This window comes from Dapis purpurea BLCC-M126 (assembly GCF_050015975.1).
Taxonomy (GTDB): domain Bacteria; phylum Cyanobacteriota; class Cyanobacteriia; order Cyanobacteriales; family Microcoleaceae; genus Trichodesmium.
Genome location: NZ_JBNHER010000163.1, coordinates 50,089 through 72,766, shown reverse-complemented (window position 1 = coordinate 72,766; position 22,678 = coordinate 50,089). Strand labels below are relative to the sequence as shown.

The window sequence follows — 22,678 nt, the reverse complement described above, 5'->3', positions numbered from 1 at the left end:
CTGCCGTCAATTTCAGGAATACTTTTTAAGAATTTAAACTGCTATTAGTCAAACTCAATTCTTAAACATAGAGAAACCGATATATCTATTATCCGTTCTCTAAACCTCAACTAAATAGCTAATCCTGTAAGGAGACCTTCAGAGCCATTAAATCCGAGGTAAGAAACTGACTCTAAGGCATGGCCAGTTTCAGTATCTAAAGAGGTGTCTTCTTGAACGAATGCCTCAAAACCAGTGGTAGATGAGAGGCTGTTATCGTCAATCCGAAGAACTGATGGATCTATACCATCAAAGGAAGCCATTTTCGCAATCAGAGTAGGTGCTACATCAAAACTCTGAGAGTAGTTAATGGTAGTGAAATTTTCGTCAACCTGAGCGCCGGTGGTTCCGCCCTGGAGCAAGAGATCACCACTAGAATCAAAGCTTGCACCATCTTCAATAGCTAACCACCCTATGCTTTCGGTGGCATGGGTACCACTATTGCGGGATTCCTCTTCCTGCATACCCACTTGGAAACCTGTCTGAGATTGCCCATCTACTCTGGTAACAACCCAATCATCACCATCAAAGGTCTGAACTTGGGTTAAGACAGTTGGTGTACTACTAAAGTCACTCAAACCATTATCAGTAAAGTCAACGGTGTCTAAGTCACTCTGAGCTTGAACAAGGTTATCAGTATTATGTAAACCTGCGTTGATGCGAGTACCATCATTAAGTTCCCATTCCCCAGCTTCAACTACAACGTAGGAGATAGTTTCACCCCCGTGGAAATTATCAGTATAGTAGTCTGGCTCCAGGATACGGGCTTCAAAGGAATCACTATCGACGTTGCGAAGGCGAATGGCTGCCACGTCAGTTCCATTGTAGGTGGGGTCAGAGGTAATAACAACAGGATTGACGTAAGTGTTATCTAAATCAATGGTTTGCCAACCAATTTCTAGCCCATCAATAGTGCCGTACTCACCTATGACTACGCTCTGCTCCTCTAGGAAAGGATCTGTGTTTTGAATACCGTCAAGATAGATGTCATCACTTGTAAAGTCAACTGGATTTTCCAGAGTTACAATCGTAGTTCCAGTTGCCGCAACTTTTAACTCACCTGTAGTTGCATCAAAGCTGAGGTCACTGACACTACTAAAACCGTACTTAGACGTCTCAATATCAATTATGTCTCCTTCAGTGCTATCAAAGTCAGTGATCGTATCTGTTCCGGTTGAATTAGACAAGATAAAAGTATCAGCGCCTGTACCACCGGTCATAGTATCAGAGTCTTTCCCACCATCGAGAGTATCGTTTCCATTGCCACCAATCAATAGATCGTTCAACCAACCCCCATTAAGGTAATCAGCGCCCCCTTGGCCACCATTGAGAGTATCGTTGTGATTATTACCAAAGAGAGAGTCGTTACCATAGCCACCATGCATATAATCTTCGTTATCATTACCATACATAGTATCGTGATCCGACCCACCATACATAGAATCGTTACCGCTACCTCCATGTAGTAAATCGAAGAGGTCGCCACCATGGATATAATCATTACCCTTATCACCATGGATAGTGTCGTTTCCATCACTGTTGTAGTCCTGTCCACCAATCAGAGAATCGTCGCCATCACCACCATAAATTAAGTCATCATCCTCACCACCATGAATAGTGTCAGCACCATTCTCACCATAGATAGTGTCATTGCCGCCCAAACCCATAAAGTCGTTATCTTGCGAGTTCCCTTTAATAAAGTCTGCAAATTCAGTTCCGACAATGTTTTCAATACTGTATACTGAATCAGTACCATCATACTTTTTGACTGCTCCTAAAAGAGCATCGCCTAGTGCCTCATTTTGACCAAAAGCATTGAGGGCATGGAGTTGACTTAATGAATCATTGCTATAAGAGATACTTCCATTGTCTGTAACACTAGTTACGTGTTTTAGATTATTGCCATTAATCGCACTGTTATCAGTTAAAAATGCTCTGATACCCTGATCTAGATATTGATAAACGGCAGTATCAGAATCGTTTCCTCCGTATAATCTATCATTTTTTATGCTTCCATATAAGAAATCATTTCCACCATATCCGAATAAGTTATCAGTATCATCTGAATCATGGCCACTAGAATCCTGAGAAAAACCGTGCAGAAAGTCACCATAAACTTGAGTTCCAAAGAGATAATCTACTCCTCCTTGTCCGTTATCTCCATATAGTTCTTTGGAACCATAAGCTCCTAAAAAGATATAACCACCGTCTTCGGAGCTATCAAGTTCATTTGTCAAAGAAGCAGGTGCTTGAGTAGAGTTATAACTACCCCCTGTACCTATTTGTATTGTACCATCATTGAGAACCGTCAATCTGTTATCCCAAGTTTGCTTGGCCACATCATTGTTAACTGTGCTACCACTACCAAATGTATTACTGCTAAATCCATCACCGGCAATTGTTGCTAGGATATCACCACTAGCATTTTTGATTTCATACCCATCTAAGTTTAAACCGTACTTGCTTGATGTAAAGTTGTTAGGAGTTGGATTTGTGTTAATATTACCATCGCTTCCTATGGGAATAAACACCATGTCTCTGGTGGGGTCGAAGTCAGCTATAACTACACCGTTACCATCTGCTACTCTAGAGGGTATTTCTTGTGTACTACCGTTACTATCTTCCCAAACGTAGGTATCAAAGATTTTCTTGAAGGCTGGCAAAGTTTCTTTGAAAACTTCAAGGGCAAGAGAAGTAAGTGGCATTGTTTTTAGAGCAGTCTTGCCGAGAGTTTTAATCAAAGAAACGCTTAAATCTGTAGCATCGGTTAATACCTGATCGTAAAAGAATTCTCCTGCTCCTTGCGTTATCCCTGGAGTATATAAGGGTTTGCTGGTATCAGCATTAATAACAAATAAGTCTTGACCTGCTCCACCCTTCAAAAGGTTTTCATCTCCATCATAGGCGGTGACTAAAAGAGCATCGTTGTTTCCCCCTCCTTCTAAAAGATCGTTACCTTCCCCTCCATAGAGATAGTCATTACCTACTTGTCCATACAATGAATCGTCGCCCTCATCACCATAGAGTGCGTCATCGTGATTTTGACCATAGAGCGCATCGTCTCCTTTTAAACCATAAACTATATCATTTCCATTCCCGCCATATATAGTTTCATCAAGCACACCATCCCAACTCCATGTCCTTCTTGCACCATGCTCTATACCCTCACGAAAGTCCGTATTACTCATCCAACTTACATCATATGGTGCTGCACCAACAATTACGTTATCGTTACTCTGCCCATATATAGTTTCATAGAAAGTCTTTTTAGACCTAAAGAGCTTAGCTCCTTTATGGCTCTTACTCCAATTGTTTAGATCTGAGCCATTAACCCAAGTATCAGAGTTAGCAAAACCTGTTGTAGATGTTGGTATAGTGAAGGGAGTGGTTTCCTTAGCTGCAATAAACTGGGAATAACTGATACTTGAATGATATTTAATAGATGACTCAGCAATATGTTCGTGTGCCATTTTTTTGTCTCCTTAAATTAGTAGTTTTGTGTTTGCTTGATAGGGAAGAGGTTGTTCTCTTTTCCCTCGTTGATAGTAATATCGCAGAGATATTCGGAAAAAACAATACAGAAAAGTTCAGTTTTATTCAGTAATTTTCCACCTGAATTTTCCTGAACTTTTTAGAGGGAAAATTTGTCTGAGTAATTGCAATTTTTACTATAGGCTAATGTGGCTATGATTTAGGCTAGAACTGGAAAGTAGCTATTTTTTAGATGTTAATTTAATTTTTTTTTTAGTATTGATTACTCAGTATTTTAGCGTAGATATATGACAAATGTATGATAGTATTTTGGCTTAGATATATGCCAAATGTAGTAGTATTTTATTCAGGAAAATTCAGTTTTATTCAGTGGTTGAAAAAATCAACAGACAAATGTTCTAAAAAGTTCAGTTTTATTCAGTGGTCGAAAAAATCAACAGAGCAAATGTTCTATAGAGGCTGTTGTTCAGCATTTTAGCCTAGATATTCTTTCCAGAAATATAGCACTACGCAAATAGGGCGCGAACATTTATAAATGTTCGCGCCTTAGTCAGGGATTACTTCTGTACGTCTCCAGTCTGACTGCTTACAGCAGTTTTTCTTGAAATAGAAAACAGTAGGGATGTTGTTTTGACTTGAGGTCATCTACCTACAAACTGCTATAGGAATTGCTTCCACTCCCATCTTCAATTTAACCAAGGACGTGTAATTTCCTCTAATTGATTAAATTCCTCTTGAGTCATTTCCCAACCTATTGCTCCTACATTTTGTCGAACTTGTTCAGAATTTTTACAACCAGCAATAGGAATTACACTATCTTGAAACACCAACCAATTGAGAGCAACTTGTGCCGGAGTTTTGTCATATTTTTCTCCAATTTGTTTTAACAAAGACATCACAGGTGCAATTTTTTCTAAACCACTCCTCTGAAAACGAGAATCAAATTTACGAGCGCCCATAGGTGACTTTTCGACGGTATATTTCCCAGTTAATAATCCTTGAGCTAAAGGACTATAAGCTAAAATTGTAATTCCTAATTCCCTGGCTCTCTGCAAAATTCCTTTACTTTCTATTTGACGAGACAGCAAAGAATATCTCACTTGATTTGTTGCTAACATTACTCCCCGTTTTTCCAGAATTGCATGAGCTTGACTCATCTCTTCCACAGAATAATTACTAACACCAACTGCTTCAATTCTGCCCTGCTTAACTTCATCTGCCAAAGCATTTAATAAAGTTTCTTGACTCATAAAAAATGTGAACGGCCAATGTACTTGATAAAGAGTAACTTTGGGCACTATTAATCTTTTCAAACTAGCAGTTACAGCATCAGCAACCGACTCTGGAAAAAACCGCCAAGGTACAGGACCATATTTAGTAGCAATTTGCACAGGTTGTTCAGTTTCTTGCATAAATTTTCCTAGCAATTCTTCTGATAAACCATTGCCATAAACTTCAGCAGTATCAAAGAAATTGATGCCAGCTTCCAAGGAAGTTTTAAAAGCAGCTTCTACTTCATTTGCACCATAGTTACTGCCATAATTCCAAAAAAGTGTATCGCCCCAAGCCCAGGTGCCAATACAAATTGGATTAACAGTTATTCCTGTTTTACCTAAAGTAGTTGTTGCCATGTTGAAAATTTCCTAATTAGTGTGTATAGGGCTTACGCAGAAACCGGGTTTATTGCCCTGATTATTGTTTTTATCACGAAATTTATTGATAAACCCAGTTTCTTGTTTGGGTGGGTAAGTTTTGTGTATAATGTCTAGAACTAGACAAAAAATTGTCAGTTAGATTTCTATCTAAGAAGCTGTTTTAGAACTACTGCATGGAACCGATTAATCCTAAAAACCTAACCCCCCTCCCCCCCTTCCCTACAAGGGAATGGGGGTTAATTTCTAAGCCTCTCTCTTTGTAGGAGAGAGGTTTTTATGAGTTGACAAACAGTTTCTAAATAGATGTTAATTCACTACTATTAATATAGCTATGACAATAGAAGATTTACAAGTCGGAAAACCAGATAATATTGATAATCAAAAAATTCCGCCCAAACTTAATTTATTCACCATGTTTAGATTAGGTTTCTATCAAATGGGGTTGGGAATAATGTCAGTTTTAACTCTCGGAGTGTTAAACCGAGTAATGATTACTGAATTAGTAATACCAGCCACAATCGTAGCAGTAACTTTGTCATTATATCAATTTATGGCACCAGCAAGAGTTTGGTTTGGTCAAATGTCTGATGCTAAACCTTTATTTGGTCAGCACCGCACTGGTTATATGTGGATAGGAGCAATTTTATTTACAATAACTGCTTTTTTTGCCGTGCAAGTTATGTGGCAGGTTGGTGATAGTTTAGCAACTAATGGTTGGACTAATCCTACTTATTTTTGGATTGGTATGTTAGGTTTAATGTTTATAATTTATGGTTTGGCTTTAAGTGCCAGTGGAACACCTTTTGCTGCTTTATTAGTAGATATTTCTGATGAAGATAATCGCTCTAAAGTTGTCGGTATAGTATGGTCAATGTTGATGGTAGGAATTATTATTGGAGCGATTACCAGTAGTATTTTACTTAAACAAGTTGGTGTGGAAGCTCCATTAGAAACTGTTAAAGCATCTGTTAATAGTTTGTTTATTATAGTACCGGCAATTGTATTGATTTTGGCTTTTATTGGTACAGTGGGAGTTGAACAAAAATACTCTCGTTATCGCAGTCGTTCAACTATTGCTAACCGGGAAGATAAAATTACTCTGGCAACAACTTTAAAGATTTTAACAGCTAATCGACAAACAGGTTTATTTTTTACATTTGTATTTGTACTAATTATTAGTTTATTTATGCAGGATGCAGTTTTAGAACCTTATGGTGGCGAAATATTTTCTATGCCAATTTCTGAAACTACTAGATTAAATGCTGTTTCAGGAATGGGAACTTTAATTGGATTAGGTACAACAGGGTTTTTAGTAGTACCCAGATTAGGCAAGAAAAATTCTTTAAAAGTTGGATGTATAGCAACGACAATTAGTTTTATTTTGATAGTTATGTCTGGCTTTACTGGCAAGCCTTCTTTATTTAAAAGTGCTTTATTTTTGTATGGTTTAGCTGCTGGTTTAACTACTACTGCTTCTCTCAGTTTAATGTTAGATTTAACCGTAGCAGAAACAGCGGGAACTTTTATCGGTGCTTGGGGATTAGCACAAGCAATGGCACGAGGCTTCTCTACAGTTATTGGTGGTGCTGCTTTGGATTTTGGTCGGCTTTTATTTGATGTACCAATGTTTTCTTATGGATTGGTTTTTGTACTAGCAGGAATAGGAATGATACTATCAATTTTCCTCCTAAATAGAGTCAATGTCCGAGAATTTCAAGATAATGCAAGTGTGGCGATCGCTACTATCTTAGAAGGAGAATTAGATTAATGGATAATGGATAATGGATAATTGATAATTGATAATTGATAATTGATAATTAGGGGTTGCTGAATAAAGTCTCTTAGTGATGGAGGGAAGGTAGGAGGAATAATTTTTCCTTTATCTTTACTGTGCTTTTTCTACCGTTCCTCCTAACTTTTTATTAACAACTTGCACTTTTTTAAGCGACAAAAATGTGCTCAACCTTTATGCGTCAGTGTTTTCATTATTAATTATCATAGGATTGCTATAGAGATTTAAAAAACTATTTCATTATCAAATTGTTGGGGTTGCAGATTAAAGAATGATAATAGATTTTCAAGTGTACATATATTAAGGAAAGAATTATCGAAAAATATCAAATATTCGGATTTGTTATTCCTGACTGTACAACGCCCAATTGTCAATTATCAATTATCAATTGTTTATTAGTTGTTTGATTTGGCTGATTTGACAATAGTCGTCAGGAGTTTTAAGAGTTCTATACAGTCTTGACTAACTGAGTTAAATCCTCTGACATCAATGTAATCTGCTTGATGTAATAGCTCTAACCAATACAGAGTTTCATTGGCTTCTTTCAGAGCAATAGCCATTTTATGTACAAAGTCGGCACGACTTTCAGCGTGTTCACCTTCACGCACCAAAGCTCCAATTGCCGTACCACTACGAAGTAACTGCTTTGATAAAACATACTCCTGTTTATCTTGATTAAGATACTGTGACAATTTAACAATTCGTAGTGCAAATGCAAATGATTTTTCTTTAACTACATTATTTTTCATAATTATCAATTATCAATTATCCATTATCAATTATCAATTATCAATTATCAATTATCAATTATCAATTATCAATTATCCATTATCAATTATCCATTATCCATTATCCATTATTTACAGCCAATTTCCTACCAAAATAAAAGTTGACCAAAAATAGGGATGCTCAAATTCTGGATTTATTCTTCCTGTTTGAGCATCTTTTAAAAGTTGTTGTTGCGCTCGACGCAAAGCTTCTGCTTTCGTAATTTCTGGGTTTGTTAACTCTTGATATAAATTTTTCATCAATGCAGCAGTCGCTTCATCACTCACATACCACAGACTAGCAATGGTACTTCTTGCACCTGCTCTCACAGCAATTCCTGCTAAACCCAATGTTGCTCGGTTATCTCCGCTAGCTGTACGACAAGCACTCAATACTAATAATTCTATTGGTTTGGTTTGTTGAGTACCCGATCTAATCATATTTCGTAATTCCTCAACATTAATTTTCTCATCCCAAGTCAAAATAAAAGTATCTTCAGCATTAGAACTAAATTCGCCGTGGGTTGCTATATGAATTACTTGATAAGTAGTATTAGCGACTTCAGTATTAGCTTCTTTTTCTGTAAAAGACTCATTAAGTAAAATCTCACTGGAAGTTTGATTTTGAATATCTTCTAATTCTTGTCTCACATTCGGCAGTGGTGGAAAACCTTGACGACTTTCAGTTATTCCCATGCTAAGTATTTCCAGTTCCTTTCGTGCTAATGGTTGTGGATCTATTAACTCTAGACTAGGAGCGATCGCCACATTATATTTCTGGGCTAAATATTTCTCACCATCATAAAGACTAGCTAAAGGAACATTACGCAAGTTTCCTTCTGATACAAATACTAAGGTTTTTATTTTATTAGCTTCTAATTGTTTTTCAATAGGATTAATTAACCAATTATATATTTTTTGAGCAGGTTCCCAATAGTTTTCGATAAAAATTCGTTTTTGAGGGTTTGTTAGAGCATCCAGCAGAGTTTGAACAGTTGAGTTTATTTTTGACTTTGATATATTTGTTGTGTAATAAACTAGAGGTTGTTCTGGTATAGCTAAGATTACCGCCAGGCGATCGCCCAAAATAATTGTATAGAAAATAGCTGCATTTTTATCTACTAGATCGATTTCTACTGGTTGAGCATCTAAACAAGCATTCCGAAAAAAATTATCTAGTTCAGCTAACTGTAAAGCTTCAATTATTTTTCGTGCTTGTCTCAAATTTTCTTGACTAATAGTATCTGTTTTACCAGACTCAGACGGTTCTAAAAGTAACTCTACTAACTCACGATAAACTGGTTCTACACTATCTCGAAAATCAAACTTTAATTCTGAACTTATAGCAACTATATCACTGCGCAGAGATTGAATAGTTTCTACTGCTTGAGAATAAGCTAATATAGCCTCTTCTTTATTTTCCTGAGCAACTAAAATCCGACCTAATTGCCATTGCCACTGATAAATAATATCAGCAGCATTAATAGCTTGAGCTAAATTTAACGCTTTTTCTGTTAACTCTTTTGCCTCATTGAATTGTTGGTTATGCTCATACAATTTTCCTAAATTACCTAAAGCATAAGATTCAGCTCTTGTGTCTCCTAAATTTTTTGCTTGTTGAACTGCTTTTACCAAATATTCAGCAATTTTTACTGTCGAATATAATGGTTTATTATTGCCATTTGTCAATACCATTTTTCGTAATTCTAGCAAACTCTGAGCGAGATTGATTCTGGCATAAATAGCAGCTTGAGAATTTGGTAATTGATTCAGTAAATCATCAATATTTTTTACTGATTCTGTAGCAGCAAAATATTCCTTTTGTTGTACAAATAGGTTTAACTGATTGAGCATTGCTTGAATTTTAATTTCTGGTACAGGCAATTCCTCTATTGCTCCTTGATAGAATAAATTAGCTGCTTTAGGATTTTCTAAAAGTATAGCTGTATTGCCTAAACTAATTAAAGTTATGGCTATTTCTTCTGTTGCTTGTAAATTTTCTGCTATTGCCAAACTAGACTCTAAAACTTTTTGAGATGCTTGTACCTGACCTATTCCTCGTAGTACATCACCCAAACTTTGTAATGCTTTTGCTTTAACTATAGTATCTGGCTGGTCTTGCAAATTTTGTCTAGCTATTTCTAATTGTTTCCATGCCTGAGAATATAAACCCAATGCTTGTAAAGCTTGAGCTTGATTTATATTACTACGAGTCAATCCTAGATAATTTTCAATTTTTTCATAAGTTTGACTAGCTTCTTTCCAAGTATCTAAAGCTGCTTCTGCTTTGCCAAGAGATAATAGTAACTGACCTTTTACTTCTAAAACACTAGCGGTAAGTTGTGCTGTTTTTTGATTGTTTGATATTTGTTGAATTAGATTTAAACAATTATTAAGTGTGGCTTCTGATTTTTGCCATTTTCCTAGTTTTAGATAAACTAAACCTAAATTTCTGAGCGCTCTTATCTGACCATAATCATCACCTTGAGCTGCATAATTTTTAATAGCTGCTTCTAACAAAGGTATACTTCCAGAAAAATCTCTTTTTTGAAAAAGTTGTTGTGCTTCTGCTTCTAAGTTACTCTCTGATCTGGTCGATGCTTGAGTTAGTAGATCCCAATTTATTTGGCTGGTTTTGACTTGATTATTCTTTAGGGAAATAGCCTGAACTTGTTTGATTTGAACTCCAAAAATCAAGGTGGAAGGTAGAAGCAAAAAGGCCGAAAAAAAAAGGCAGATTTTAAGCATATATTTAACCCATAATAAATTCAGCATAAAACTCTATTATTGCTCTAGATTTCAACGTATTGAGATAAACTTAAATTAAATCCGAGCAAGACATTTTCACCTGACAACTCTGTAGGAAGATTACGCACTTCTACATCTTGCTCTCGGCGATAAATTTCCACCTGCTGGTCTTGGGGATTAATTAACCATCCCAATAACACTCCTGCATCCATATATTCCTGCATTTTAGAACGCAATATTTTTAAATTATCAGTTGCTGACCTTAATTCCAGGACAAAATCTGGTCTTATAGGTGGAAATTTACGTCTTTGTTCTATCGTCAGAGCTTCCCATCGTTCTTTGTGAATCCAAGCTGCATCTGGAGATCGGTCACTACCATTAGGCAACTTAAAAATAGTAGAAGAACTGAATGTATAGCCTAGACCAGTTTGTCGATTCCAGTTTCCCAAATCAATAATTAAGTCAGCTTCTCTATTCCCACTTTCACCTCCAACGGGGGACATAATAATTAATTCTCCTTTAGTATTACGTTCAAATTGTAATTCACGGTTATTTTGACAGATTTTGTAGAACTGTTCATCACTCAATTTAACGGTGTCTAAATTTAATTTTAAAAAACTCATATTTTTAACCTATTTGAATATTATTACTTATTATTATATCATGCTATTTTAAGCATTTAGCGGTCAGCTTTATTACTAATAAATAATTAGAGATAGTTTTAATTACCCTTTTTTTTCAAAATTTGCTCCTTCTTACTTCTTCCTTCTTCCTTATTACTTCTTCCTTCTTACTTATTACTTTAAAAAGCTCTATATCTAAGATAAAAATATACACCTTCTTCCTGCCAAGAATCTCCATTAGTATCTATATCAACAAAAGGAATTCCCCAATCTAATTGAGCCGAAAAACGAGTTCCAACTTGAAATCTTAAACCCACACCCACAGAAGATAAAGTATCCTCAATTAATTCTAATTCATTACTATTCCAAACAGTACCAAAATCAACAAAAGGAGTTAATTGTAAAATAGCATCCCACTTTCTTGCTCGCAGAATAGGAAACCGAAATTCACTAGAAATAAACATACCATTATCAGCGAGTAAAGCATCCTGACGATATCCCCTGACACTTAATCCTCCGCCTAAACTAAACTGTTCTTGAGGAAACAAACTTCTGGGAGCTAACTGAATATCTGACCTAATTAAAAATACTGTTTCTGGTGCTAATAAACGTAAATATTGTGCTTGCCCTCGCCATGAAAAATATCTTCCATCCGGAGCTTGATTATTGACAGTCGCACCAAAAGCATTTATCCCTAGAGAAAATTCTGACCGGGCTACAAATACATCTTTGGTACTTCTAAAAGCATATTCCTGAAAAAAACGCAGCGAAGAAATATTAATTTCCCCATCATCTTCTGCACCAATAGAACCTGGAAAAGGTTCATCTAAAAGAGTAGTTTTTGATTCTTCTACAGAACCTGTAAAACCTAGAGCAATTTCTGTACTAGGAGTTTGATAAATAGGTTGGCGAAAACTCATCTCATAAGTCTGAGAATTTGTATCAATATCTAGTTCATTAAAAGGCTCTTCAATAATTTCACTACTGGTACGACGATGACGTAAACTAATAGTACCATTTTTAGAATTAATTGGGATAGTATAACTCAAGTCATCAAGAGTATCACTACCTTCTGTACGATAGTAAGTAACATTAAAGCGATCGCCAAAGCCAGTCAAATTATTATGAGAAATTTGACTTTGAAGACGAACAGTACCAACACTAGGAGAACGTAAATTATCGGCAGAAAGTTGAGCAAAAAAAGCAGGTGCTTCTTCTACTTCTACCTCTAACCTACTCAAACCAGGACGAGTTCCTGCCGTTAAATTAGCAGATAATCTTTCAATTAAAGGGTTGAGTTGTAATAATTGTAAATATTGAAATAACTGATTTTGATTTAGAGGTGTTTGAATACCAGATTCAATACGACTGCGAATATAACTAGAATTAAGTCGTTTTAGGCCGGAAATTTCAATTTCTTCAACTTGTCCTTCAATAACTTCTATTATAACAGTACCATCCTGCAAAGTTTGTGGTGGAATAAAAGCTCCAGAAGTGACATATCCCTGGTCAAAATATAGCTGAGTTACTGTTGTTTGTGCTTTAAGTAATTCTGCAAAAGAAATAGGTCTACCTGTAAAAGGTTTCAGAACTTCTGCTAATTCTGTTGAACTAAAAACTGTACTACCAACAACAGCAAATTGGGTGACAGTAATCTTCCCAGGAATTTGCAGGGGAGGAGATTGGGGAGAAACAGATGGAACTGGTTGTGGTTGGAGTAAATCATCTGGTGGTGGTAATGGTTTTACTTGTGGTAAAGGTTGAGGACTAGGGTTAACTGGTCTAGGAGTTATTTGAGCAATAGCAGGTTTAGTAGAAAAATAGGAGAAAAAAATGAGAATTATTATCCAGACAATCATAACTTTTTTTCGATATTTAGGTCTTGTCTGAGCCAAAAATAAAATTTGGTCATCAAAGTCATAAAATTTGGTTTATTATCTCTTTTCATGGCTTAGTATTAATACCCAAGAATTTTATAGAAGTATAGAATACCTTACTCCTCATTTGGCTCTTTTATTCATATAGTCATACTTATTTTTTACCTATTCTCTAAGTCAAATCTAGAAAATAATGACATATTCGTATTATGGATATGTCCCTAACTACTTTTTCTAGTAAAAAGATAACAACTAGGATGAATTAATTGTGGGCTAGCTGAATTAACTCTATTTGGATTAGATGTCAGGGTTACTTTACCAGATTCAGTCATAACCCAACCCATTGCCTGAGTAATTTGTGGCAAATTCTGAGTTTTTGATCGACGATAAACCACTACTGGTTGTTGAGACTCAGACACGACAAATTTTGTGTCCTCTTGTGTCTTACTTTCCCACCCCAAAGTTCCCCTCAATACTGTCAATGGTTGAGTCGGATTGGGGGGGGAGGCCACCTTTGCCTGTAATCACAAAAGAACTTCCCTGTTTTAACTCAGTTGTTGGTGCACATAAATTTTGTGCCACTAATGATTCAGTATTTATCACACTAGCAGATAATCTTACTAACCCTTGAGTCGGGTCTACCTGAGTATTCAGTTCTACGGAACCATCAATACCCAAAGCTGAAGTCGCAGTAATTTGACTACTATTGTCGAGAAACACTCCTTCTGCGGCAATCGAAATATTACCGCTGCATTACTTGCTAAAAGACTATTAGCAATGGTCAATGACTAGGAAGCATTATCTGATCTGGAACTATTTGAAAATTGACAAATCTTTGACCTAATAAAATCATCAAAATCACAATAACATTAGAGGTCTTATTTATCCATTTTAACAAAGACTTTGAATTCATGTTAGTGATTGAAAAAAAAGAAAATTATTATTTTTTAGAAGTTTTAACTCCCAGAGGTGAAAAAAGATAACAACTAGGATGAATTAATTTTACACCACTTGTGTGAGAATTTAATAAAGTAGTAGTCAGAATAACTTGACTCTGTTCCGTTATTGCCCAACCCATCGCTTGACGAATTTCTGGCAAATTCTGAGTTTCTGGCCGACGATAAACCACCACAGGTTGTTTTTTCTGAGAAATTACAACTCCGTTGTTAGTTTTAGTTTCTGTATTTGCTTCCCATTCCACAGTTCCCCTCAATACTGTCAATGGTTTAGTGGGGTCTGGGGGTAGGCCACCTTTGCCTGTAATCACAAAAGAACTTTCTTGTTTTGACTCACTTGTTGCTGCACATAAATTTTGTGCCACTAATGACTCAGTATCTATCACATTGGCAGATAATCTTACCATCCCTTGAGTCGGGTCCACCTGAGTATTCAGTTCTACCGAACCATCAATACCTATAGCTGAGGTCGCAGTAATTTGACTACTATTGTCCAGAAACACTCCTTGTGTAGCAATTGAAATATTACCACCTTGACCTTCCACAGCATTAGCACTAATATTGCTGTTGTCTGAACCAATTAAAAATTTAGTCTCAATATTAATATCTCCACCTATAGCTGTATTAGTAGCATTTGTCGTAATTTGACTCTGATTTTGTAGGTTAATTTCTGAAGCTTGTATAGTAATGTTACCCTGCTCTCCAGCAACAGTTTCAGCGCTGAGAGTACCATTGTTGAGTTGAATAGATGGAGCATTAATAAAAAGGGAACCTGCAACCCCACTGCCTGAACTGCTTACAGCGATTGTGGCCGTGTCTTCTACTCTTAAAGTGGGTGTATTGATAGTGACAGAGCCAGCGTTACCATTACCACGAGAACGAGATGTAATGGCAGTTTCTGCCCCATCAGTGTCAATGTTTTGTAGTTGAAAGTTAGCCACTCGATCGTCAAAATTCACGTCACGTTCAGAAAGAGTAATAGCAGTATCGGCATTAATGTTAATAGTTCCCGCATTACCGTCATTGAAACTGGAGGTGAGAATTTGAGCGCCACTGGTAAGGTTGAGATTATTAACATTTAACATGATATTACCACCATCAGAATTACTGCGACTTCTGGCAGTAACAACAGCACCATTACTGAGGTTGAGAGTGGGGGTAGTAATATTAAGATTTCCCCCTGGTTGTGTTGCGCCTGACTCGCTGCCAGCCGTGATAGCGCTAGAGTTACCAGTAATGGAACTGACTCCAGAGAGGGTAATATTGTCAGTAGCATTAATGGTGAGGTTTCCTGCTTGACCATCACCTTCTGTGATGACACTAACTTCAGCTCCGTCTAAAATTGTTAAGCGTTCTGTTTGAATAAATGCGTTCCCCCCATCTCCTTTACCTTGACCTAAAGAGAATTGTGTGAAATCTTCTACACTAGCAAGTATACTACTAGGAAATATACCATTCTCAGTACGACCAGTGAGTTCAATATCTTTGGCTCGTATAGTCAAATCTCCACTTTGACCATTACCCGCTGTACCCGCTCTGACTTGGGCGCCGTTTCTGAGGGTAAGACGGTCAGTTTCAATGGTTAAGTTGCCACCATTCCCTGCCGCTCCCAAGAAAACTGAAGTAAACAAACTACTAGGAACTTGATTATTAGGAGTGAAGCCACTCATTTCAATTTCTCTTGCTCTTACTGTTAAATTTCCACTCTGACCAGCACCAAATGTTCCTGTACCTAATATTGCTCCATCTTTAATTTGTAGACTTTGGGTATTGACTGTCAAGTTTCCAGCATTTCCTGTGGCACCAGGCAAAATAGTTGTTAACAAACCAGTGGGAATTTCACCGTTTATGCTTTGAACCAGGGGTGATACTTCAGGAAATACATTCTCACTTGTACCATTACCAGATAATTCAATCTCTGTAGCATTGACTGTAATGTTACCTCCTTCGCCAGAGCTGAAAACTGCCGCTTGAATTGTTGCTCCATCCCTTTGTATTAGACGTTGGGTATTTATGGTTAAGTTTCCACCGTTTCCTGTGGAGCCTGATGTGACTTGAGTGCTGATACCACTGGGAAATACACTATCTGATGCAATACCCACTGCTTCTATTTCTGTAGCATTGACTGTAATATTTCCTCCTTGACCTGCACTAGATGTAGATGCTAAGATTAAGCCTCCATTTTTCAAATTGAGACGTTGAGTATTAACTGTTAAATTTCCTCCATTTCCAGTCGTAATTCTAGCAATAGTATTATTATCATTAGTACCATTGGTCTCAACAGTAATAAAACTGTTATTAACCTCAACATCAACAGCATTAATTTCAATACTTCCACCTTGTCCTTCCCCAAAAGTGCTAGCACTAACTTCGGCTCCGTTTTCCATAGATAGGCGATCGGTTTCTATCAATACTTTACCTCCATCTCCACTACCCAATGCTCCAGGAACTAGGTCTGATAAATCTTCCACTGATGCTTGAATTGTACTGGCAAACCGACTATTGCCAGAACGACCTCGTAAGTTAATTTCTTTGGCTATTATACTCACATCTCCACTGTTTCCTACTCCAGATGTCCCCGCTCTTACTTGTCCCCCATCTTCTAGAGTTAGAGTTTGTGTCTCAATATTGATATTTCCACCTTTACCTGTTGCTCCAAATAAGACGGAGGTAAAAAAGCTAGTTGGCAATAACCCATCTGCTGAGTTTCCTACTGCTTCTATCTCTTTGGCTTTAATTGCTAGTTCTCCACTATTCCCTGAACCAAATGTTCCTGTTCCTATTTGGGCTCCATTTTCTAACAGGATGCGATCGCTATTTATGGTTAGTTTTCCACTATTTCCTTCTGCTTGTGGTTTCACTATCGCTAAAATTCCACTGGGAAATTGTCCATTAAGCGCTTGCAGTAGTACTTGTTGTTGTGGTAGGGGTGAGTCTACTGGTATTGTGCCTCTTGCTTCTATTTCTTTGGCATTTACTGTTAAGTTTCCTCCAACTCCTTCTCCAAATACGTTCGCTCCTAGCTCCCCTCCATTAAATAGTTGCAGCTTTTGAGTGTTGATTGTGAGGTCTCCACCTCTGCCTGTTGCTCCTGGTAATACCTCTGTAAATAAACCACTTAGGTTTTCTCCGTCTGATGATACTCCTATTGCTACTATCTCTTCAGCATTTACTTTTAGTTCTCCACTTTCTCCTGCTCCAAATGTTGCTGTACTTATCTGTCCCCCACTTGTGAGTATTAAACCTGGACTATTCGTTGTGATACTTGCTCCTTTCCCTGTTGCACCTTGTCCTACATCGGCATCTACTAGACTGTCATTTACTTCTATTGATTCACTCGCCCTTAATGATATGCTCCCTCCTGCTTCAGTTCCTAATGTGTTGGCTACAATTCTTGATTTTTCTTTTATTTCTATCTTTTTTCCTTGTATTTGTATTTCTCCACTTCCTTCTCCACTTACCTCTACTACTCCTTGATTTTTTACTTCTATGTTGTTGAAGTTTTCTACTTGTGAATAATTTAATACATAATTATTTTCTCTGTTTTCTATTTCAATTACACTCTGCTCTCCAACACTGCCTATTTCTACTCTTCCTTGTTCTGTTGTTAGTTTTCCACCGTCAATTATCACATTGTTTCCTATTAATCCTAGGGTTTCTCCTCTGGGGACTTGTAATCCTATTTCTCCTGCTGTTGAAGTGTTGATAATGTTTCCTGTACTCGTTGCTATTTGATTGAAAAATAGGGCTGATGGTGCTACGGATAATAGATTACTATTTTGGGAGTTTGTGGCACTGAATCTTCCATTTTCTCCTAGTCTGATTTCATCGGCTGTTGTGGCGATAAATGAACCGCGAATGTCTAGGCTGGAATTGGGTCCGAAAAATATACCGTTGGGATTGATTAAAAATAGGTTGGCTGCTCCTTCTACTCCTAGTTTTCCTAAGATATTACTTGCATTTTTACCTGTGATTCTGGTTAATATATTTTCGATTCCGGTTGGGTTGGTGAAGTAGACGCTTTGATTTTCTCCAACGTTAAATTCTTGCAGACTATGGAATAAGTTTGACCCTCTAATTGCCCCTCCTTCTATGTGTTTTTTCAGTTGGTCTATACTTCTGATGCTTGTGCTTTCTTTTCCTAATGTTTGGTCTGGTATGATTTGACCATTGACTGCATTTTGCTCACATAAGGTAGCTAAAATTAGGATAATAACAGAGGTAATATTTATCCGTTCCAGAAAATATTTTAAGTTCATCTTAATTATTGAATCATATATGTAGGACTTACGCGCTACAAGCACGAAACGGGGTTTTTGATCCTGATTATTAGCTTCTCATACAGGAACTTTCATCAAGAAACCGAATTTCTACGTAAGCCCTGATATGACATTATTCATCAGAAGAAGTTTCCAACACTGATGGTGTAAATACGTAACAACTAGGATGAATTAACTGTAAACCACCCGTATTAGTACTGGATGTAGCAGTCGTAAGTATTATTTTACCAGATTCAGTCATAGCCCAACCCATTGCTTGACGAATTTCTGGCAAATTCTGAATTTCTGGCCGACGATAAACGACTACTGGTTGTTGAGACTCAGACATCACAACTTTTGTGTTCTCTTGTCTATTACTTTCCCATCCCACAGTTCCCCTCAATACTGTTAATGGTTGAGTGGGGTCTGGGGGTAGGCCACCTTTGCCTGTAATCACAAAAGAACTTCCTTGTTTTTCCTCACTTGTTGCTGCACATAAATTTTGTGCTACTAATGACTCAGCACCTATGAACGTAGCAGATACTTTCACCACCCCTTGAGTCGGATCTACCTGAGTATTCAGTTCTACCGAACCATCAATACCTAAAGCTGAAGTGGCAGTAATTTGACTACTATTGTCGAGAAACACTCCTTCTGCAGTAATCGCAATATTACCTCCCTGACCTTCCACAGCATTAGCAGTAATATTGCTTTTGTCTGAACCAATTAAAAATTTAGTTTCAATATTAATATCTCCACCTGTAGCTGAATTGGTAGCATTTGTAGTAATTTGACTCTGATTTTGTAGGTTAATTTCTGAAGCTTGTATGGTAATATTGCCTTGGTCTCCAGCAGCAGTTTCTGCACTGAGAGTTCCATTATTGAGTTGAAGAGATGGAGCATTAATAAAAAGGGAACCTGCTACCCCACTACCAGAACTACCCACAGTAATAATACTCTGGTTTTCTACTTTCAAATTCGGTGTATTAATTGTAACAGAGCCAGCATTACCATTACCACGGGAACGAGAAGTAATGGCTGTTTCTGCTCCATCAGTATCAATGTTTTCTTCTCCAAAGTTAGCCAACCGCTGATTAAAATTCACATCGCTACCAGAAAGAGTAATAGCACTATCAGAATTAATACTAATAGTTCCCGCATTACCGTCATTGAAACTGGAGGTGAGAATTTGAGCGCCACTGGTAAGGTTGAGATTATTAACATTTAACATGATATTACCACCATCAGAATTACTGCGACTTCTGGCAGTAACAACAGCACCATTACTGAGGTTGAGAGTGGGGGTAGTAATATTAAGATTTCCCCCTGGTTGTGTTGCGCCTGACTCGCTGCCAGCCGTGATAGCGCTAGAGTTACCAGTAATGGAACTGACTCCAGAGAGGGTAATATTGTCAGTAGCATTAATGGTGAGGTTTCCTGCTTGACCATCACCTTCTGTGATGACACTAACTTCAGCTCCGTCTAAAATTGTTAAGCCTTCTGTTTGAATGAATGCGTTACCTCCATCTCCTTTACCTTGTCCCAGAGACAAGTTTCTTAAGTCTTCCACACTCGCAAGTATACTACTAGGAAGTATGCCATCGTCAGCACGACCGGTGAGTTCAATATCTTTGGCTCGTATCGTCAAATCTCCACTTTGACCATTACCAGATGTACCCGCTCTGATTTGGCCACCGTTTCTGAGGATAAGGCTGTCAGTTTCAATAGTTAAGTTGCCACCATTCCCTGTCGCCCCAGACAAAACTGTAGTAAACAAACTACTAGGAAGTTGATCGGTAGGGTTAGTACCTATTAAGTTAATGTCTGTTGCTCTTATTGTTAAATCTCCACTTTCACCTGAACTGAATGTTCCAGTACCAATTAATGCTCCATCTCGCAATGTCAGACTTTGGGTATTGACTGTTAAGTTACCACCTTTTCCTGTTGCGCCAGGTAAAACAGTTGTCAATAAAGAACTGGGAACTTCGCCCCTCACGCTTTGGATCAGAGGTGATATTTCTGGAAATAAGTTTGTACTTGTACTATTACCAGATAATTCAATCTCTTTAGCATTGACTGTAATGTTGCCTCCTTGACCGGAACTAAAAACCCCTGCTTGAATTACTGCTCCCTCCCTTTGTATTAGACGTTGGGTATTTATCGTTAAGTTGCCGCCGTTTCCTGTGGATCCAAATTGAACTCGAGTATCTATACCACTGGGAAACACACCATCTGGTGAAATACCCACTGCTTCTATTTCCGTGGCATTGATAGTAATATTTCCCCCTTGACCTTCAGTGGACGTAGCTGCTAACAGTCTGCCACCATTTTTCAAGCTTAGGTTTTGAGTATTAACTGTTAAATTTCCTCCATTTCCAGTCGTAATTCTATCGACACTATTATTATTGTTGCTGTCAGCACTAATAAAACTGTTATTAACCTCAACATCAGCAGCATTGATTTCAATACTTCCACCTTGTCCTTCCCCAAATGTGCTAGCACTCACTGTGGCTCCATTTTCCAGACTCAACCGTTCACTTTCAATAAATACTTTACCTCCATCTCCACTACCCAATGCCCCAGGAACTAGGTCTGATAAATCTTCCACTGATGCTTGAATCGTACTGGCAAACCGACCATTACCAGAACTACCTTGTAAGTTAATTTCTCTGGCTATTACACTCACATCCCCACTGTTTCCTACTCCAGATGTTCCCGCTCTTACTTGTCCCCCATCTTCTAGAGTTAGAGTTTGCGTCTCAATATTGATATTTCCACCTTCACCTGTTGCTCCAAATAAGACTGAACTAAAAAAGCTAGTTGGCAATAACCCATCTTCTGAAGTTCCTACTACTCGTATCTCTTTGGCTTTGACTGCTAGTTCTCCACTGTTACCTGACCCAAATGTTCCTGTTCCTATTTGCGCTCCATTTTCTAAGAGGATGCGATCGCTATTTATTGTTAGTTTCCCACTATTTCCTTCTGCTTGTGTTATGACTATGGCTAAAATTGCAGCGGGAAGTTGACCATTTAAGGCTTGCACTTGTAGTTGTTGTTGTGGATCTGTTAAGTTTACTGGTATTGTCCCACTTGCTTCTATTTCTTTGGCGTTTACTGTTAAGTTTCCTCCAACGCCTTCTCCTAATACGTTGGCTCCTAGTTGTCCTCCAGTGAATAGTTTTAAGCTTTGAGTGTTGATTGTGAGGTCTCCACCTCTGCCTGTTGCTCCTGGTAATACATCTGTAAATAAACCACTCAGACTTTGACCGTCTGATGATGCTCCTATTACTGCTATCTCTTGGGCGTTTACTTTTAGTTCTCCACTTTCTCCTGCTCCAAATGTTGCTGTACTTATCTGTCCCCCACTTGTGAGTATTAAACCTGGACTATTCGTTGTGATACTTGCTCCTTTCCCTGTTGCACCTTGTCCTACATCGGCATCTACTAGACTGTCATTTACTTCTATTGATTCACTCGCCCTTAATGATATGCTCCCTCCTGCTTCAGTTCCTAATGTGTTGGCTACAATTCTTGATTTTTCTTTTATTTCTATCTTTTTTCCTTGTATTTGTATTTCTCCACTTCCTTCTCCACTTACCTCTACTACTCCTTGATTTTTTACTTCTATGTTGTTGAAGTTTTCTACTTGTGAATAATTTAATACATAATTATTTTCTCTGTTTTCTATTTCAATTACACTCTGCTCTCCAACACTGCCTATTTCTACTCTTCCTTGTTCTGTTGTTAGTTTTCCACCGTCAATTATCACATTGTTTCCTATTAATCCTAGGGTTTCTCCTCTGGGGACTTGTAATCCTATTTCTCCTGCTGTTGAAGTGTTGATAATGTTTCCTGTACTCGTTGCTATTTGATTGAAAAATAGGGCTGATGGTGCTACGGATAATAGATTACTATTTTGGGAGTTTGTGGCACTGAATCTTCCATTTTCTCCTAGTCTGATTTCATCGGCTGTTGTGGCGATAAATGAACCGCGAATGTCTAGGCTGGAATTGGGTCCGAAAAATATACCGTTGGGATTGATTAAAAATAGGTTGGCTGCTCCTTCTACTCCTAGTTTTCCTAAGATATTACTTGCATTTTTACCTGTGATTCTGGTTAATATATTTTCGATTCCGGTTGGGTTGGTGAAGTAGACGCTTTGATTTTCTCCAACGTTAAATTCTTGCAGACTATGGAATAAGTTTGACCCTCTAATTGCCCCTCCTTCTATGTGTTTTTTCAGTTGGTCTATACTTCTGATTGTTGTGCTTTCTTTTCCTAATGTTTGGTCTGGTATTATTTGACCATTGACTGCATTTTGCTCACATAAGGTAGCTGAAATTAGGCATATTCCAGATGTGAAACTTATGTAAGTAAGCAGAGATTTTAGTTTCATAGTTATCTAATTAATATCGTTAGTTAAAGTGATAAACCAACAATTATTAATAATTATCAAATATTGTTGGTAAA

11 protein-coding genes are annotated in these 22,678 nt (G+C 37.5%); 1 reads left to right on the top strand and 10 read right to left on the bottom strand.

The features are described 5' to 3' along the window. Positions 1 to 110: 110 nt before the first annotated feature. Both ACP6PL_RS14835 and ACP6PL_RS14830 read right to left on the bottom strand, forming a co-directional pair. Complete coding sequence (locus ACP6PL_RS14835; protein WP_426546035.1) at positions 111 to 3,509, bottom strand: calcium-binding protein; 3,399 nt, start codon at positions 3,507 to 3,509, stop codon at positions 111 to 113. 708 nt (positions 3,510 to 4,217) lie between these two features. After that, positions 4,218 to 5,162 carry an aldo/keto reductase gene (locus tag ACP6PL_RS14830; RefSeq protein WP_426546034.1) on the bottom strand — a complete coding sequence of 315 codons (945 nt, stop codon included), beginning with the start codon at positions 5,160 to 5,162 and terminating at the stop codon, positions 4,218 to 4,220. A gap of 355 nt (positions 5,163 to 5,517) precedes the next feature. On the opposite strand from ACP6PL_RS14830, the gene ACP6PL_RS14825 reads away from it, so the two are divergent. Next, positions 5,518 to 6,954: a BCD family MFS transporter gene (locus ACP6PL_RS14825; RefSeq protein WP_426546033.1), complete on the top strand. Its 1,437-nt coding sequence runs from the start codon at positions 5,518 to 5,520 to the stop codon at positions 6,952 to 6,954. Between the two features lie 419 nt (positions 6,955 to 7,373). Here ACP6PL_RS14825 and ACP6PL_RS14820 read toward each other — a convergent pair whose 3' ends face one another. From ACP6PL_RS14820 to ACP6PL_RS14785, 8 genes are all read right to left on the bottom strand, one after another. Continuing rightward, a complete protein-coding gene (locus tag ACP6PL_RS14820; RefSeq protein ID WP_426546032.1) occupies positions 7,374 to 7,727 on the bottom strand; it encodes a four helix bundle protein in 354 nt (117 codons plus the stop codon). A 111-nt stretch (positions 7,728 to 7,838) separates the two neighbouring features. Further along, the gene (locus ACP6PL_RS14815; protein WP_426546031.1) at positions 7,839 to 10,520 is read right to left on the bottom strand and encodes a CHAT domain-containing protein; all 2,682 of its coding nucleotides are present in this window, start codon (positions 10,518 to 10,520) and stop codon (positions 7,839 to 7,841) included. A gap of 17 nt (positions 10,521 to 10,537) precedes the next feature. After that, on the bottom strand, positions 10,538 to 11,116 hold the full coding sequence (locus ACP6PL_RS14810) for a Uma2 family endonuclease (protein ID WP_426546030.1): 579 nt from the start codon (positions 11,114 to 11,116) through the stop codon (positions 10,538 to 10,540). Positions 11,117 to 11,295: 179 nt separating this feature from the next. Beyond that, entirely contained in the window at positions 11,296 to 12,975 is a 1,680-nt protein-coding gene (locus ACP6PL_RS14805) for a ShlB/FhaC/HecB family hemolysin secretion/activation protein (RefSeq protein WP_426546029.1), read from the bottom strand. A 239-nt stretch (positions 12,976 to 13,214) separates the two neighbouring features. Continuing rightward, positions 13,215 to 13,412 (bottom strand): hypothetical protein, encoded by a 198-nt coding sequence (locus ACP6PL_RS14800; protein WP_426546028.1) that lies wholly within the window; start codon positions 13,410 to 13,412, stop codon positions 13,215 to 13,217. Between the two features lie 25 nt (positions 13,413 to 13,437). Continuing rightward, positions 13,438 to 13,713, bottom strand: a complete 276-nt coding sequence (locus ACP6PL_RS14795) for a hypothetical protein (protein ID WP_426546027.1) — start codon at positions 13,711 to 13,713, stop codon at positions 13,438 to 13,440. A gap of 220 nt (positions 13,714 to 13,933) precedes the next feature. After that, positions 13,934 to 18,208: a two-partner secretion domain-containing protein gene (locus ACP6PL_RS14790; RefSeq protein ID WP_426546026.1), complete on the bottom strand. Its 4,275-nt coding sequence runs from the start codon at positions 18,206 to 18,208 to the stop codon at positions 13,934 to 13,936. A 133-nt stretch (positions 18,209 to 18,341) separates the two neighbouring features. After that, a complete protein-coding gene (locus tag ACP6PL_RS14785) occupies positions 18,342 to 22,604 on the bottom strand; it encodes a two-partner secretion domain-containing protein (RefSeq protein ID WP_426546025.1) in 4,263 nt (1,420 codons plus the stop codon). Positions 22,605 to 22,678 lie beyond the last annotated feature (74 nt).